Consider the following 15,564-nt stretch of genomic DNA (forward strand, 5'->3'; position numbering starts at 1 on the left):
GATCCGCGCGGGGCGGAGAGTTGTCTGGACTATTCGTCCGGTTGGAGGGCGGCCAGGAACGCTTCCTGGGGAATTTCCACGCTGCCCATGCGCTTCATGCGCTTCTTGCCTTCCTTCTGTTTTTCCAAAAGCTTGCGCTTGCGGGTGATGTCGCCGCCGTAGCACTTGGCGGTGACATTCTTGCGCAGGGGGGAGACCCGCTCGCGCGCGATGATTTTGCTGCCGATGGCCGCCTGGATGACGATCTCGAAGAGCTGCCGGTGGATGACGCGCTTGAGCTTCAGGGCCAGGGCCCGGCCCCTGTAGGCCGCGTTGGAGCGATGCACGATGACGGCCATGGCGTCAACGGGCTCGGAGTTGATCAGCACGTCGAGCTTGACCAGGTCGGCCTCGCGATAGTCGATGACCTCGTAGTCCAGGGAAGCGAAGCCCTTGGTCACGGACTTGAGGCGGTCGAAGAAGTCGTAGACGATCTCGGCGAAGGGCAGCTCGTAGCTGATGACCACGCGGGTCGAGGTCAGGTAGCGCATGTCCTTCTGGATGCCGCGCTTCTCCTCGCACAGCCCCAGCACGTTGCCCACATAGTCGTTGGGGACGTGGATCTCCATGCGCACGAACGGTTCGGCGATGGACGCGATCTTCTCCTGCGGGGGAAGGTTGCTCGGGTTGTCGATGTCGAAGGTCGCCCCGTCGGTGCGGGTCACGCGGTAGATGACCGAGGGCGCCGTGGCGATGAGCTTGGCCTGGAACTCGCGCTCCAGACGCTCCTGGATGACCTCCATGTGCAGCAGGCCCAGGAAGCCGCAACGGAAGCCGAAGCCCAGGGCCTGAGACGTCTCGGGCTCGTAGTAGAGGGCGGCGTCGTTCAGCTGCAGCTTTTCCAGGGACGACTTCAGGGTGTCGTACTCGGCCGGCTCCACGGGGTAGAGGCCGCAGAAGACCATGGGCTTGACGGCCTTGAAGCCGGGGAAGGGCGAATCCGTGGGCCGGTCCGGGTCCGTGACGGTGTCGCCGACCTGGGCGTCCTTGAGTTCCTTGATGGCCGCGCAAAGAAAGCCCACCTCGCCGGGCCCCAGTTCCTTGATGTCCATGGCCTCGGGCGAGAAGACGCCGAGCCTGGTCACTTCGAATTTCTTGCCCGTGGCGCACATCTGCACGCGCTGGCCGTTTCTGATCGTGCCGTCGATGACGCGGAAGAGCACGACCACGCCCTGGTAGGAATCGTACCAGGAGTCGAAGATCAGGGCCTTGAGCGGCGCGTCGGTGTCACCCTTGGGCGCGGGGACGCGCTCCACCAGGCGCTCCAGCAGGTCCTCGACGCCCAGGCCCGTCTTGGCCGAAACCTTGGCGATGTCGGTGCAGTCGAGGCCGATGACCTCCTCGATCTCCTCGGCCACGCGGTCGGGCTCGGCGCTGGGCAGGTCGATCTTGTTCAGGACCGGCAGGACCTCGAGGTCGTTGTCCAGGGCCATGTACACGTTGGCCAGGGTCTGGGCCTCCACGCCCTGGGTGGCGTCGACCACCAGCAGCGCGCCGTCGCAGGCGGCCAGGCTGCGGGACACCTCGTAGGAGAAGTCCACGTGGCCGGGCGTGTCGATGAGGTTCAGAATGTACTCGCGCCCGCTTCTGGACTTGAAGGGGATGCGCACGCTCTGGGCCTTGATGGTGATGCCGCGCTCCTGCTCCAGCTCCATGCGGTCCAGGTACTGGTCCTTCTTCTGGCGCTCGGAGATGAGGCCGGTCTTCTCCATGATCCTGTCGGCCAGGGTGGACTTGCCGTGGTCGATGTGAGCGATGATGCTGAAATTTCTGATGTGTTCTTGCTTGGCCATATGTCCTTGCGGGGAGGTCGAAGCTCCCGTTCATTACGGATATAAACGTTTTCCAATATGTGATTTCGCGAGCGTTGTCCAACGGCGCCGCAGCAGGGGAAATTCCGGAACGGCTCCTGAAAAATCGAGTAAATCCAGATTGTTGCTGGAAATTCCGCCGAAATTGAGGGAAGGGGGGGGAGACCGGGGCGCCTCGCAAGCGGGAACTTGAGCTCGTTGGAAATCAAGGATATATGATCGGTTGCCCCATTACCCGCGACCAGGCTGGCATCATGCCCAAACTCAAAGCTCTGCTGCTGCACCCGGACCCGCAGGTCCGGTCCCAATTGCGGGACATGCTCGCGCCTGTCAAGGAGATCACCGTGCTCGGGGAAGCGGTGACCTCCTTCGAGGCCCTGGAGATGTTGTCCTTCATCCCCTACGACGTCTTCTTCATGGGCACGGAGCTGCCCCACGGCGTCAGCGGCATGGAGCTGGCCGCGCACCTGGCCCAGGGCGACGACCCGCCGGCCCTCATCTTCCTGGCCACGGAAGAGGACCACGCCTTCACCGCCTTCGAGCTCGGCGCGGCCGACTACATGCTCTGGCCCGTGAACGCCAACCGCTTCGCCCGGGCCATCGAGCGCCTGCGGCCCCTGCTGCCGCGCAAGAAGGCCTCCCCGCCGACCCAGCCCCTGCGCTCGCGCGAGCAGATCCCCGAAGAGACCCTGCAGCTGTCCATGGGCGAAGACGAGGAAGAGGTCTTCGTCAACGCCCTGCGTCAGGCCTGGGACATGAGCCGCGAGCGGCCGCCCGAGATCGAGAAGCTCCCCGTCAACCAGGAAGGCCGCCACATCCTCATCCCTTACACGCAGATCGTCTACGTGGAAGCCTACGAGGACTACAGCTTCGTGCACACCGCCCAGGACCGCTTCCTGACATCCTACCGCCTGAAGAACCTGGAGGCGCGACTTCGGCCCCACCGTTTCTGCCGAGTGCACCGCAAGTACCTGGTAAACCTGGACATGGTCACGGAGATCGCGTCCATGCCCGGCGGCAATTTCATGCTGCGCACGGCTGGCCGCAAGAAGATCGAGCTGCCCGTCAGCCGCCGCCGCATCGGCGAACTGAAAAAAATATTGCAACTCTAGGGCGCTCACCTGCCCCACACGGCCGCTAGCCGAGAACAGGCTTGGCCCGAAACGCAAATCGAGTAGAGCATTATGGAACGACGCACCGGCATGAATCGCGGCCTGCCGCGCAAGGAGAAGGCCATGAAAGAATCCGACATGGCATACAGCGAGGAACTCGTCTTCCGCCCCCTGCCCCAACTGGTCATCGAGGCCAACGTCAACCCGCAGGAGTTCGCCACGGCCCAGGCCTCGGCCCGCGCCGACCACCTCGGCTACTGGGAGGACGCGGCCCAGGAGCTGGACTGGTTCCGCAAGTGGGACAAGGTCCTCGACGACTCCGACGCCCCGCGCTACCGCTGGTTCAAGGGCGCCCAGTGCAACATCGTCTACAACGCCCTGGACCGCCACATCGAGACGGCCAACAAGAACAAGCTCGCCCTCATCTGGGAGGGCGAGGCCGGCGACACGAAGAAATACACCTACTACGAACTGTACCGCGAGGTGAACAAGCTGGCCAACGCCATGCGCTCCCTGGGCGTGGCCAAGGGCGACCGCGTGGTCCTGTACATGCCGCTCATCCCCCAGACCATGATGGCCATGCTGGCCTGCGCCAAGATCGGGGCCGTGCACTGCGCGGTCTTCGCCGGCTTCTCGGCCAAGGCCCTGCGCCAGCGCGTCACCGAGGTCGAGGCCAAGCTGGTGGTCACGGCCGACGGCTTCTACCGCAACGGCCGCATCATCAACCTGAAGGCCACGGTGGACGAGGCCCTGGTCGGCGGCTGCGACTGCGTGGAGACCGTGGTAGTGGTCAACCGCGCCAAGCTCGACGTGGACATGAGCGAGGCCCGCGACATCTGGTACGACGCCCTGGTCCGCCAGGAGCGCTCCGACGCGGCCACGGAGATCATGGACGCGTCCGACCCGCTCTTCATCCTGCACACCTCGGGCACCACGGGCGAACCCAAGGGCATCGTCCACGGCCACGGCGGCTACATGGTCGGCCTGCACCGGTCCCTGGACTGGGTCTTCGACATCAAGCCCACGGACATCTTCTGGTGCACGGGCGACATGGGCTGGATCACGGGGCACAGCTACGTGGTCTACGGCCCCCTCATCGCCGGCACGACCACGGTCATGTACGAAGGCCACCCCCTCTACCCCCAGGCCGACCGCATGTGGGACATCGTGGCCCGCTACGGAGTGACCATCCTCTACACCGCGCCCACGGTCATCCGCATGCTCATGCGCTACGGGCACCAGTACCCGCGCATGCACGACCTCTCGACCCTGCGCCTCTTGGGCAGCGTCGGCGAGCCCATCGCCCCGGACACGTGGCTGTGGTTCTACAAGCACATCGGCCACTCCCAGTGCCCCATCCTCGACACCTGGTGGCAGACAGAGACGGGCGGGTGCATGATCACGCCCTTCCCGGTCTCGGTCCTCAAGCCCGGCTCCGTGCACCGGCCCATGCCCGGCGTGGAGGTGGACATCGTCGACGACGACGGCCAGCCCGTGGAGAACGGCATGGCCGGCAACCTCGTGGTGACGAAGCCCTGGCCCGCCATGCTGCTTGACGTATACCGCAAGCCCGAACTCTTCGAAACCGCCTACTGGCCTCTGGGCCCCGGCAAGTACTGGGCCGGCGACATCGCCACCCGCGACGAGGACGGGCTCGTCTGGATTCACGGCCGTTCCGACGACATCATGAACATCGCCGGCCACCGCATCGGCAACGTCGAGGTGGAGAACGCCTTCCTGTCCCACAAGGCAGTGGCCGACGCGGCCGTCATCGGCATCCCGGACAAGATCAAGGGCGAGGTGGCCAAGGCCTTCGTGGTCCTGCAGCCCGAGTTCGCGGCCCTGGACGACCGCAACGAGATCATCCGCATGCTCAAGACCCACCTGCGCAAGGAGGTGGGCCCCGTGGCCGTGGTCCGTTCCGTGGAATTCGTGGACGCCCTGCCGCGAACCCGCAGCGGCAAGATCGCGCGGCGCGTGCTCAAGGCCCGCGAGGCCGGCATCAACATCGACATGACGGTCATCGCCGAGGACTGAGCCGGGCCAGAAACGTGCACCATGCCGACGTGATCATCGCCGGGGCCGGGCCCGCGGGCAGCACCGCGGCCCTGGTCCTGGCCCGGCGGGGCTTCGAGGCCCTGCTCCTGGACAAGGCCTCGTTCCCGCGCCCCAAGCTCTGCGGCGGCCTGCTGACCTGGAAAAGCATGCGCCTGCTCGAGCGCCTGCACGGCCGTACCGCCAACGACCTTACCCACGAAGGCGTCGTGGACACCGTGGCCGGCGGTTTCGCGCTCCATCTCGGCGGCCATCCGCTGATCCGGGACCGGCTGGCCTACCCTTTCCACCTCGTCCGCCGCGCCCGCTTCGACGCGTTCCTGCTGGACCAGGCCCTGACGGCCGGGGCGCGAATCATCCACCACCACGAAATCACCGGATGCTCCCCCCAAGGGGACGTGCGCACGAAACAGGGCGAGTTTCGCGGCCGCTTCGTGCTCGGCGCCGACGGGGTCAATTCCGTGGCCCGCAAGTGCTTCGGGCTGACTCGGGAGCGCTGGCAAAGGAACCTCGCCACGGCCATCGAGATCACCGTGCCGCGTGAAGCCGCATCGAGAATCACCGACGTCCCGGAACTCCACGCGGGCTTCCTGCCCACGGGATACGGCTGGGTCTTCCCGAACAGCGCCGGCATGGTCATGGGCATCTGCGGCCTGCGCCGGAACTCCGAAAATTTCCGCGAAACCTTCAAGACGTTCCTGCGCCACCTCCATATCGACGACCCCGACGCGTTTCTCCGGCAACACGCGCTCGAAGGACATCCCATCCCCTACGGCAACGCCCTCCCCGACCCGGTCCGCGGCAACGTCCTGCTGGCCGGCGACGCCGGGGGCTACGCCGACCCCCTCCTGGCCGAGGGCATCTTCTACGCCCTGCTGACCGGCTGGTACGCCGGCGAGGCCCTGGCAGACGCCCTGGAAAAGGGACTCCACCCCGGCCCGGCCTACCGCGAACGCATCCGGCGCCACGTCATGCCCGAAATGCGCGGGGCCAACCGCCTGCGCTGGCTGCTTTACGGCCTGAACAAGATCGACCCGAGGAACCTGGGACGGTATTTCCGGCTGCGCGGCGGAGCGCTGGCCGAGATGGTCCACGGCATGCGGTCCTATGACTGGGGCAGGAAAAAACGGTGGGACTTCTGAGATGCAGGAGGCGCTCATTCCGAAGCACGGCGGCTACCGTGGCCTGAAGAGCTTCCGGATGGCGCAGCTATTGTACGACGTGACGGTGCTGTTCTGCGAGCGCTTCGTGGACAGGCGCAGCCGCACCCACGACCAGATGGTCCAGGCAGCGCGCTCGGGAGTGCAGAACATCGCCGAGGGCAGCCAGGCTTCGGGCACGTCGAGGAAGATGGAGCTGAAGCTGACCAACGTGGCCCGCGCCAGCCTGGAAGAGCTGCGCCTGGATTACGAGGATTTTCTGCGACAGCGCGGTTTGCCAGAACTGGAGCCGGGCCACCCGGCGCTGATGCGGTTCAGGGAGAGGCGCTGCGCGACGCTTGACGAGGTGCGGTGCTGGGTCAAAGAGGAAATGGACAGGCAAAAGGCAATGGACGGGCACGGACTTTCACGGAACGGCACGGACAAAAACCATGACGCCCAGGCGGTTCCGGGGTCCGTGCCCGTCCGTGTTCGTCCGTGTCAGTCCATCAAGTCCATCCCCACTCTCTCCCCAGAAACCCTGGCCGCCAACGCCGCCCTGTCCCTGCTGAACCTTGCCTGCCATCTCCTTGACCGCCAGCTGTCCGCCCAGGCCGACACCTTCCTTCAAGAGGGCGGCTTCACCGAGCGGCTGCACCGCCTCCGCTCGAAGCGCCGCCCGTAAGCCTCAGCCCAGCCCGCCCCGCAGCAGGTCGGCGTAGAGCCGAGCCTGGATGTACTGCGCCAGGGCGGCCACGGCCCGGTCGCAGACCGGGAAGACCGGCACGCCGCCGGCCATGAGCGCGTCGCGCAGCGGGTCGTAGAGGCGACCGCCGTCGATGACGCCGATGACGGGCTTGTCACTCAGCCTGGCAACCTCCGGCAGAAGCTGCGCGATGCTCCCTTCGGCCCCCAGATCGAAGGCCGGCACGCGCGTGTCCGCCAGGGTGTGCATGGCCGGCGAGAGCGGGTCCAGGCCAAGGATGACCGCGTCCACGCCCGGGTCTTCGGCCAGGATGGCCGCCACGCGGGCATGGGCCTCGTCGTCGGCCGAAGGGTTGATGTCCAGGGGATTGACGACGCTGACCAGCTTGTCCAGCCGCTTCTCCCGCAGCAGTTCCCCGATCCTCTCCACCGTCTCCGGCGCGAAGGGCGCCAGCTGCATGGCGTAGTCGTCGCTCTGGATGGAATCGGCCATGCCCACGGCCTCGAAGCCCGCGCCACTGACGGCCGCCAGGCGGTTGCCGCGGATCTTCTTGCCGTGCAGGGTCTCGGCCAGCAGGAAGAGGTCCTGGAACTGGTTGAAGTTCTGGGCCACGATGGCCCCGGCCTGGCGCACGCAGCTCTCGCAGACCATGTAGTCCCCGGCCAGGGAGGCCGTGTGGCCGCTGGTGGCGGACTTACCCTCGGGCGTGCGGCCGGCCTTGTAGAAGACCACCTCCTTGCCCGCAAGCACCGCCTCGCGCACGGACCGGCAAAAGGCCAGGCCGTCGAGGTCGTTGAAGCCCTCGGCGTAGACCGCGATGACGTCCACCTCGTCCGAGTCCTTGAAATAGCTGACCATGTCGCCCAGGGTCAGGTCCGTCTGGTTGCCCATGGAGATCATGTAGGCCGGCGCCAGTTCCGGGCACTGGCTGCTGCGGTGCAGCATGAAGGCCCCGCTCTGGCTGACTAGTGCCGCCCGGCGGTACGGTTTGTCGCGGTCACGCGGCAGTTTCTCTTCGGGGATGAACCACGTGTCGTAGCTGCCGGGACGCGAAACCACGCCCATGCAGTTGGCCCCCAGAAAGACCGGGCCGCCGTCGCCCTGGCCGTGAGCCGCGTCGATCCGGGCCATGACCTGCACCGCCCGCTCCCGGCTCTCCTCGGTCTCGCCCATGCCGCCGGGGATGAGCATGACCGCCCGGGCCGCATCCCGCGCGATGACCTCCTCGACCAACTCCGGCACCTGGGCCGCGTTCACGGCCACGACGAGCAGATCGAGCTTGTGCGGCAGGCCCGCCAAACCGGGCACGCAGGCCACCCCGCTTTCGTCGGGCCCGCCCTCGCGGAGGATGGTCAGGTTTTCGGGCGCAAATCCCTGGGCCAGGACGTTGTCGAGGATGATGCGCCCGAAATTGCGGCGCGTGGCCGAGACGCCGACGATGCCGATGCGTTCCGGGTGCAGGAGGTTGCCGATCTTGCCCACGGGCCGCGCCACGGGCCGACTGGCCGGCAGGGAGAAGCGGCACATGCCGTCCAGGGGCACCATGAGGTAGTCCGTGAAGGCAAAGGGGTTGATTTCGAGCTCTTCGATGACGAAGGGCGCGTCGGGGTTTTCCGGGGAGTAGAAGTTGGCCATGGCGATGAAGCTCTCGAAGCATTCGATGAGCTGGTCGTCGCCGACGATGCGGCGCTGGCCGCGGGTCAGGCCGGCCAGTTTCTTGTAGGAGATGGTCTGGCGGAAGAGCCCGAAGAAGGCCTCGCCGTCGGTCAGGGCCGTGGATGCGGCCACGATGGCCTGGCCCTTGCGGAAGCGCTGGGCGTAGAGCTCCGTGTCCGTGCCGCCCAGGCCCGCCGAAAGCACCATGCCGAACTCGCGCGTGCGGCGCAGGCCCACGATGAGCTCGTTGCCGAAGGCATCGGAGTCGGGCGGCATGAACTGGACCTGCAGCACGCCCTTCAAATCCCGGCTGATGGCCGCCACCAGCCCCTGTCCGGACAGGCCGCGGTAGGAAAGCGGGGCCGCGTCGGGGTGGCGCTCGATCCAGGCGGCGTAGTTCTCGGGCACCTCATAGAGCATGCGCCGCAGGGCCGAGCGCACGTTGTCGGGCGTCTTGGGCACGATGCGCACGCCGCCGACCTCGGTCTTGTGCACGATGGTCGGGGAGACGATCTTGAGCACCGCCTTGTCGCCGGGCATGGCGGCCAGTTCCTCGTCCGACGGCCGCGCGCCGCGCACCAGGAGGTTGGCCCTGGGCGGGGTCTCGGCCCCTGACCTGGCAAGCAGGGTGTAGACCTCGTATTCGTACAGAAAGTAGCGCCCTTCCAGCTGCGCTTCGCGGAACAGGGCGGTGATGGCTTCGAAATCGATATAGTCGGGCGTATGCATGGCGTATTCCAGCTCACGGCAAGAGGTTGTGGACGACGGGCCTTTATGCCCCGAGCGAACCACGGGATCAAGATCGGCGGAGAAGCCCGACCACGAAAAAAGCGGGCCGAAGCCCGCTTACGATGAGACACAAGGGTGCAGGGACCGCGTCCCTGCCCGCCGGAGGCATTCCCCTACTTCCCCCCCAACTCCCGCCCGGCCAGGAAGGCCGCGTAGTTGGCCTGCCAGACGGCCGGCTTGGGGCTGACGTTCTTGAGGGCCTGCAGCCAGTACTCCGTGGGGAAGGAGTCGAAGGGCGGCAGGGTGCTGAGGACGCCGATCATGACCACGTTGGCGCAGCGGCCCGTGGGGTCGCCCAGGCCCAGGGCGGTGCTCAGGACGTCGACGTCGATGACCTTGTACCCATCCAGGGCCTGGCGCACGGCCTCGACAGAGGGGTAGTTCTCGGCCTTGAAGAGCGGGGGCATGATGGCCGTGTCGGCCAGGATGACCGTGCCGCCGGGCCGGAGCATGTCCAGGAAGCCGGGACGGAAGACTTCACTGCGCTCCATGCTGACCAGGCACTGGGTGGTGCCGGGCATGAGCACGGGCGAGTGGACGCTGCCGCAGGCGAAGGTGCTGATGACGGGGCCGCCCATCTGGGCCATGCCGTGGGTCTCGCCCTTGACGATGTTCTGCTTGTCGTAGCCCAGGAGGTAGGCCAGCTGGGTCATGACGCGGCCGAAGAAAAGGTTGCCCTGGCCGCCCACGCCGCGGATGGCCACGGACAGGAAGGGCGGCAGGCCGCCGGCAACGGCCGGGAGGTCGATGGATGCGGGCGGCGCGGGCAGCTCCGGGCAAGTCGTCAGGCCGCAGGCGCTCTGGTCGCGGGCCGGGGCGATGGCGCCCTTGGGACACATCTGGGCGCAGGCCGGGTTCTGGCTGACACAGCCCGTGCAGATGTTGTTGAAGAAGGGCAGGCCTTCGGCGTCGGCCTCAATGCCGGAGCAGATCTGGCACATGCCGCAGCGGATGCACAGTTCGGGGTCCACGGCCATTTTCACGCCGTAGGACTCCTTGGGCATCTTGCGGATGCAGGTGCCGGTGACCACGAGGGTGGTGAAGGTGCCGGCCTCGGCGTCGGCCAGGGCCTTTTTCAGGGCCTGTTCGAGATCCTTCTTTTCGTAGCCGCTGACCTCAACGACATTGGCGCCGTGGGCCTTGAGGCTGCCGTTCAGGTCGAAGACGTTGGGGTCGCCGGCCAGGTTGGCCGGGGAGGTCGGCGAGGGCTGGCCGCCGGTCATGGCCGTCCAGTTGTTGTTGAGGATGACCTTCACGCCCGGGATGTTGCGGAAGATGGTGTTGCGCGTGGCGTCCATGCCGCTGTGGCACTCGGTGCCGTCGCCCAGGACGGCCAGGCACTTACTCGCCGCCTCGGGCCGGGACAGGACGTAGCCCAGGCGCTTGGCTTCGCTGGCGCCCATGGCCAGGGCCGTGTCCATGGCGTTCAGGAAGTGCAGGAGGGTGTTGCAGCCGATGTCGCCGAAGACTGCTTCGAGCTTGCCCTTCTTGCGCATCTTGCCGACGATCTGGCCGAACAGGCGGTACGGGCAGCCCGCGCAGATCATGGGCGGACGAGGCAGGCTGGCCACCTTGGACGCGCTGGCGGAAGAAGACAGACCCAGGCGGGCGGCGATGAGGGCCGGGGACCATTCGGTGACGGTCTCATCCTGGCCCTTGCCTTGAACGGCGATGCCTTCGGCCAGGATGCTCTCCTGGATGAAGCGGTAGCCGTCCTCGATGACGAAGACGGGGCCGGAGACGCTCTCGCGGAAGCGGCGGATGAGGTCCATGGGCAGGGGGTAGGTGAAGCCCAGGGACAGGACGTCGATGTTCTGGCCCGTGGCGGCCTTGACCTCCTCGACGAAGAGGCCGTTCACGCCATGGGTGATGATGCCGACGCTGCCGTCGCCCTTGGTCCACGTGTTCAGCGGGCTTTCCTCGACCATCTTGCGCAGGGCCGGGATGCGCGTGGTGCGGACCTGGTCGTGGAACATGCGCGCCCGGTTGGGCAGGGTGATGAAATCGCTCATCTTCTCGGGCAGGGGGGCTTTTTCACGCACGGCCGTGTCCATGAGCCGCACCAGCCCTTCACTGTGGCAGAGCACGCCCGAGGCGATGACGGCCACGGGGGTACTGAACTGCCGTCCGAGGTCTGCGGCGATGCGGGCGGCCTCGTGCATTTCCTGGTGGTTGCGCGGCTCGAAGACCGGCACGCAGCAGCTCTTGAGCACGTAGCGCGGGTCGACCAGATGTTGGGTGGAGCTGGGCGTGTAGTCGCTGGCGATGTAGTAGACGAGGCTGCCGCGCTGCCCGGTGTAGAAGGCGGCGCTGGTGATGACGTCGGCGGCCTGGAAGAGGCCGGGGATCTTCATGGTCACGACGCAGTCGCTGCCGGCCAGGGTGTGGCCGAAGCCGACGCCCGCGGCCACGGCCTCGTTCACGGACCAGCCCACGGTGATCATGTCCTGGACCTGGGACAGGCCCTTGTCGATGACCTCGGTGCTGGGCGTGCCCGGATAGCCGTCCGCGGCATGAATTCCCGCACGCACGCACCCCACGGCAAAGGCCATGTTGCCCTGGATGACCACACCCTTGCCCGCCTTGTCCGTACACATCGCCTTCACTGCACTCATGAATCCTCCAAAGTATAAAAAGACATCTAATAGCCGTACCGGTATGTAGAGACCACTCCGGTCCGCGGCTTGAGCCGGGACCGCCGGCCGTGTCACACGGCCCCCGTTGTCTGCCGGTACGCGAAGCTTCGGCCTTTCTCAAGCCCCGAAGCCCGCGACAGCACTCTGGCCACAACGTTGAAAACTGTGCAAATTCGTTTAAAAAACAGGTGGATAAACTATATTATCGATTTTCCGTGATACCGTATCCACAGGCTTGCATCTTCACCGAGAATCTGCTTGAAGAAACCTCATATGGGAACCACCTACGCAAACATCACGCTCAAGGGACCGCAGGCGCAGGATATTCTGCAGGAACTCGGCAACCAGGGGAAGTCGGCCTTCGTCTCGCCGACCGAGGATGGGCTGACCACGGTCTACGAGATGGACAGCGACGAAGGTGACCCCTCCATCCTGACCGATCTGGCCGAAGACCTGTCGGGCTACTTCGGGTGTCCGGCCCTCGCCGTAAAAACCGAAGATGAAGAACGGTTCTGCTACTGGCTCTACTCAGACGGAGAACTTGTGGATACCTATAAATCCGCAGCACCGTCCCTGGACCACGACGGCAAGGGCAAAAGCCTGGGCGGCAAGCCCGAGTTTCTGTCGCAGCTCTTCAATACCGATGTCACGAGCGAGGAAATCAGCGAAATCCTGCATTGCCCCGATCTGGATTGCGGCTTCTCTCTGGCCGTGGACCGGCATCTGAGCCTGGTGGAACTCCTCGGGCTGCCCATGTGCTCCGTGGGCTTCGGCTTCTGCGACCTGGATTCCGGGGAATACCCCGAAGACCTGGAAGACGAGGACCTGCTGCGCATCGACGTGGATTGAACCGTCCCACACCCGCGGCCAAACCCCGCCTCGCCGGGGCCAGGCCCTGTCATCCTTTCAGCAGACCGCGCCAGTGGCGCGCCCGCTCCGGCGTATATCCCCCCTCCACACACGGCCATATGGAATTGTTCTGGCACAGCGGCTTGCTCCGCAGCGGCCAAGTCGAGACCTCGCACGCCCGGTCGAAAAGAGGGCTCGTCGGTATGGGCGTGAAGTGGGCAAGTTCCGGCCGCACGCCCCAGGCCCTGGCCAGGGCGATGGTCCGCTCCACCTCGGATGCGTCATTGTCCGGCAGGCCGAAGAGGCGGACCATGCGCATGGCCTCGGCCGCGCCGGGGTACCAATACGTCATGACCGTGGTCACGAGGACAAGATCGGGGGCAGGGGAGAGGCGTTGCAAGGCGTGGCGCACCGTGTCGGGATGATGCCCGTAACGGCTGTACCGCCGCGGAACGCCCTGCAACACTGCGGGCTTGGGCAGCGGAGTCTTGGGGAAGGGGCCCTTGCCCGTGGGGTGGGCCTTGGGCCAAGGGGCTGCGGACCATGCGCGGTCCAGGCAGTCCATGAGCGCGACGCGGGCGTTTGCGGCCCGCATCATGTGCAGGCCGGCCAGCAGTCCGGCGGGGCGGGACCAGAGCCCGTAGGCCGCGAAATCGTGGATCCAGGAGTTCAGGCCGAGGACGCGCGGGCCGTCCTCGGAGCCGTCATTGCAGGAGGTCCAGGTAATCCCGGGCCGCTTTGGCTTCACCGGACTTGGGATACTTGCTGGCGATGCGCTCAAAGAGTTCCTTGGCTTCCATCGTCTTGCCGATGCGAACCTGGTGCTCGGCCAGGGCCAACATGGTCGACGTGCTGTTCATGTCGGCCTCCAGGCCGCTCTTGAGCACCGATTCGGCATCGTCCATACGGTTCTGGGCGATGAAAGCGTCGGAGAGCAGCTTGTAGGCGGGGATGAATCGCCAGTTCCGGGCCAGGGCCTTGCGGCCAAAATCCTCGGCCTCCTTGGCCCGCCCCTTACGCAGCAGGAGGCTGCCAAGGTTGTAGGCCGCGAACTCCGGGGTGACATAGGTCAAAATGCCGAAGGCCTTGCGATAGGCGGCCTCGGCCTCGGCATCCTTGCCCTGGGCTTCCAGCACCTTGCCCAGGTTGTTCCAGGCCTCGGCGAAGTCTTCGTCGATCTCCGCCGCCTTGGCGAACCCTTCCTGGGACTTCTCCAGTTCGTCCAGGCCCAGGTAGATGAGGCCCGCGTCGAAATGGTACCGCGAGAGGTGGTCGGCCGCACTCTCGACCTTGATGAGCTCCTGCAGGGCGATCTGGTACTGACGGCCGCTGATGTGGGACTCGACGAGGTTGAGCCGCAGGTCCACTTCCTTGTCGGTCATGCTGCCTGAGGACATCCCCCTGGAGCCGGCCTTGGCCCCGCACCCGGCAAGGGCCAGACAGAGAAGGCAGAGCAGCGCGAACTTCTTCATGGGCGTCTCCTGGGCGGCCCCCGGATCGGGGGCCCCGGATTAGATGACCTTGTTCAGGGAGTACTCGATGATGGCCTGTGCTCCGACGGACTGGAGCCTCGGGATCAGGTCGCGGACCTGGCAGGTCTCGACCACGGTCTCGATGGACAGCCAATCGGAATTGTGCAGATGCGCCACGGTCGGGGAGTTCATGCTCGGCAGCAGCGCCATGACCTTGTCCACGGCCTCGGACGGGGCGTTCATCTTCAGGGCCACGAGCTTGTCGGCCCTCAGCGCCCCCTGCAGCAGGGTGTTCATGTTCTCGATCTTGGCCCGCTTCCACGGGTCGTTCCAGGCGTCCTTGTTGGCGATGAGCTGGGTGTTGGTCTGCAACAGCTCGGCGATGATGCGCAGGCCGTGGGCCTTGATGGTCGTGCCCGTCTCGGTGATCTCGACGATGGCGTCGACCAGCCCCTCGACCACCTTGGCCTCGGTGGCGCCCCAGGAGTACTCGACCTCCACGGGGATGCCGGCGTCCTGGAAATAGCGACGGGTGAAGCCCACGAACTCCGTGGCGATCTTCTTGCCGGCCAGGTCTTCGGGACGGCGATAGGGCGCGTCGCCGGCCACGGCCAGAACCCACTTGGCCGGACGGTTGCTGGCCTTGGAGTAGATCAGGTCGTCGACGACGACCACGTCGGACTGGTTTTCCAGGATCCAGTCCTTGCCGGTCAGGCCGGCGTCCAGCAGGCCGCTTTCCACGTAGCGGGCCATCTCCTGGGCGCGGCACAGGGAGCAGGTCAGTTCCGGGTCGTTTATTTCAGGGAAGTAGTTCCGGTGATGGGAGGTCACCTTCCAGCCCGCCTTGGCGAAAAGCTTGACCGTGGCCTCTTCCAGGGAACCCTTGGGAATCCCGATACGCATCTGTTTTCCATCAGCCATTATTTGTAAACCTCCTTGGGGTCGAAAACCATGGGGGAGCAGTCGGTCCACTGCCCCTTTGCATCCCGTTCACGATAAAAACAGCTTCTGCGACCCGTATGGCAGGCCGCGCCGCCGATCTGCTCCACCTTCACCAGCACCGTGTCCCGGTCGCAGTCCATGCGGATGGTCCGCACCTTCTGCACGTGGCCCGAAGTGCCGCCCTTGTGCCACAGGCAGTTGCGGCTGCGGCTGTAGTAATGGACCTCGCCGGTGCGCAAGGTCTCGTTCCAGGCGTCCTCGTTCATGAAGGCGAGCATGAGCACCTCGCCGCTGGCCGCGTCCTGGGCGATGACCGGGACGAGGCCACCGCACTTCTCGAAATCAGGCTGTTCCATTC

At 65.8% G+C, this 15,564-nt stretch carries 12 protein-coding genes; 5 read left to right on the forward strand and 7 right to left on the reverse strand.

Features of this window, described 5'->3' with window-relative positions:
• Nucleotides 1–29: 29 nt before the first annotated feature.
• Nucleotides 30–1,832 carry a translation elongation factor 4 gene (gene lepA, locus G394_RS0102670; protein WP_028576330.1) on the reverse strand — a complete coding sequence of 601 codons (1,803 nt, stop codon included), beginning with the start codon at nt 1,830–1,832 and terminating at the stop codon, nt 30–32.
• Between the two features lie 272 nt (nt 1,833–2,104).
• Between lepA and G394_RS0102675 the strand changes: the two genes are divergently transcribed.
• From G394_RS0102675 to G394_RS0102690, 4 genes are all read left to right on the forward strand, one after another.
• A complete protein-coding gene (locus G394_RS0102675; RefSeq protein ID WP_028576331.1) occupies nt 2,105–2,962 on the forward strand; it encodes a LytR/AlgR family response regulator transcription factor in 858 nt (285 codons plus the stop codon).
• A gap of 90 nt (nt 2,963–3,052) precedes the next feature.
• A complete protein-coding gene (acs, locus tag G394_RS0102680) occupies nt 3,053–4,999 on the forward strand; it encodes an acetate--CoA ligase (RefSeq protein WP_156902395.1) in 1,947 nt (648 codons plus the stop codon).
• 14 nt (nt 5,000–5,013) lie between these two features.
• The gene (locus G394_RS0102685) at nt 5,014–6,159 is read left to right on the forward strand and encodes a geranylgeranyl reductase family protein (protein ID WP_043774539.1); all 1,146 of its coding nucleotides are present in this window, start codon (nt 5,014–5,016) and stop codon (nt 6,157–6,159) included.
• A gap of 1 nt (nt 6,160) precedes the next feature.
• A complete protein-coding gene (locus G394_RS0102690; RefSeq protein WP_028576334.1) occupies nt 6,161–6,841 on the forward strand; it encodes a four helix bundle suffix domain-containing protein in 681 nt (226 codons plus the stop codon).
• A 3-nt stretch (nt 6,842–6,844) separates the two neighbouring features.
• Here the strand turns inward: G394_RS0102690 and G394_RS0102695 are convergent, their stop codons facing one another.
• Together G394_RS0102695 and G394_RS0102700 are read right to left on the reverse strand one after the other, a co-directional pair.
• The gene (locus G394_RS0102695; RefSeq protein ID WP_028576335.1) at nt 6,845–9,247 is read right to left on the reverse strand and encodes an acetate--CoA ligase family protein; all 2,403 of its coding nucleotides are present in this window, start codon (nt 9,245–9,247) and stop codon (nt 6,845–6,847) included.
• Nucleotides 9,248–9,420: 173 nt separating this feature from the next.
• Nucleotides 9,421–11,922 (reverse strand): 2-oxoacid:acceptor oxidoreductase family protein, encoded by a 2,502-nt coding sequence (locus G394_RS0102700; RefSeq protein ID WP_028576336.1) that lies wholly within the window; start codon nt 11,920–11,922, stop codon nt 9,421–9,423.
• Nucleotides 11,923–12,201: 279 nt separating this feature from the next.
• Here G394_RS0102700 and G394_RS0102705 point away from each other — a divergent pair, with 279 nt between their 5' ends.
• Entirely contained in the window at nt 12,202–12,792 is a 591-nt protein-coding gene (locus G394_RS0102705) for a hypothetical protein (protein WP_156902389.1), read from the forward strand.
• Nucleotides 12,793–12,841: 49 nt separating this feature from the next.
• On the opposite strand, the gene G394_RS17685 is transcribed toward G394_RS0102705, so the two are convergent.
• From G394_RS17685 to hisI, 4 genes are read right to left on the reverse strand one after another with little or no spacing between them, the layout of a single operon-like run.
• Nucleotides 12,842–13,540 carry a hypothetical protein gene (locus tag G394_RS17685; RefSeq protein ID WP_028576338.1) on the reverse strand — a complete coding sequence of 233 codons (699 nt, stop codon included), beginning with the start codon at nt 13,538–13,540 and terminating at the stop codon, nt 12,842–12,844.
• Entirely contained in the window at nt 13,497–14,264 is a 768-nt protein-coding gene (locus tag G394_RS0102715) for a tetratricopeptide repeat protein (protein WP_028576339.1), read from the reverse strand. The genes G394_RS17685 and G394_RS0102715 overlap by 44 nt, the downstream gene beginning before the upstream one ends.
• 39 nt (nt 14,265–14,303) lie before the next feature.
• Nucleotides 14,304–15,185, reverse strand: coding sequence for an ATP phosphoribosyltransferase (gene hisG, locus G394_RS0102720; protein WP_028576340.1), 882 nt, complete (start codon nt 15,183–15,185; stop codon nt 14,304–14,306).
• Nucleotides 15,185–15,562, reverse strand: coding sequence for a phosphoribosyl-AMP cyclohydrolase (gene hisI, locus G394_RS0102725; protein WP_028576341.1), 378 nt, complete (start codon nt 15,560–15,562; stop codon nt 15,185–15,187). The genes hisG and hisI overlap by 1 nt, the downstream gene beginning before the upstream one ends.
• Nucleotides 15,563–15,564: the final 2 nt, after the last annotated feature.

Origin of the sequence: Desulfomicrobium escambiense DSM 10707, from assembly GCF_000428825.1 — a bacterium.
GTDB lineage: Bacteria > Desulfobacterota > Desulfovibrionia > Desulfovibrionales > Desulfomicrobiaceae > Desulfomicrobium > Desulfomicrobium escambiense.

Coding starts and splice junctions, on each gene's coding strand:
- lepA (WP_028576330.1), bottom strand. CDS start 1,832: ATGGCCAAGCAAGAACACATCAGAAATTTCAGCATCATCGCTCACATC.
- G394_RS0102675 (WP_028576331.1), top strand. CDS start 2,105: ATGCCCAAACTCAAAGCTCTGCTGCTGCACCCGGACCCGCAGGTCCGG.
- acs (WP_156902395.1), top strand. CDS start 3,053: ATGAATCGCGGCCTGCCGCGCAAGGAGAAGGCCATGAAAGAATCCGAC.
- G394_RS0102690 (WP_028576334.1), top strand. CDS start 6,161: ATGCAGGAGGCGCTCATTCCGAAGCACGGCGGCTACCGTGGCCTGAAG.
- G394_RS0102695 (WP_028576335.1), bottom strand. CDS start 9,247: ATGCATACGCCCGACTATATCGATTTCGAAGCCATCACCGCCCTGTTC.
- G394_RS0102700 (WP_028576336.1), bottom strand. CDS start 11,922: ATGAGTGCAGTGAAGGCGATGTGTACGGACAAGGCGGGCAAGGGTGTG.
- G394_RS0102715 (WP_028576339.1), bottom strand. CDS start 14,264: ATGAAGAAGTTCGCGCTGCTCTGCCTTCTCTGTCTGGCCCTTGCCGGG.
- hisG (WP_028576340.1), bottom strand. CDS start 15,185: ATGGCTGATGGAAAACAGATGCGTATCGGGATTCCCAAGGGTTCCCTG.
- hisI (WP_028576341.1), bottom strand. CDS start 15,562: ATGGAACAGCCTGATTTCGAGAAGTGCGGTGGCCTCGTCCCGGTCATC.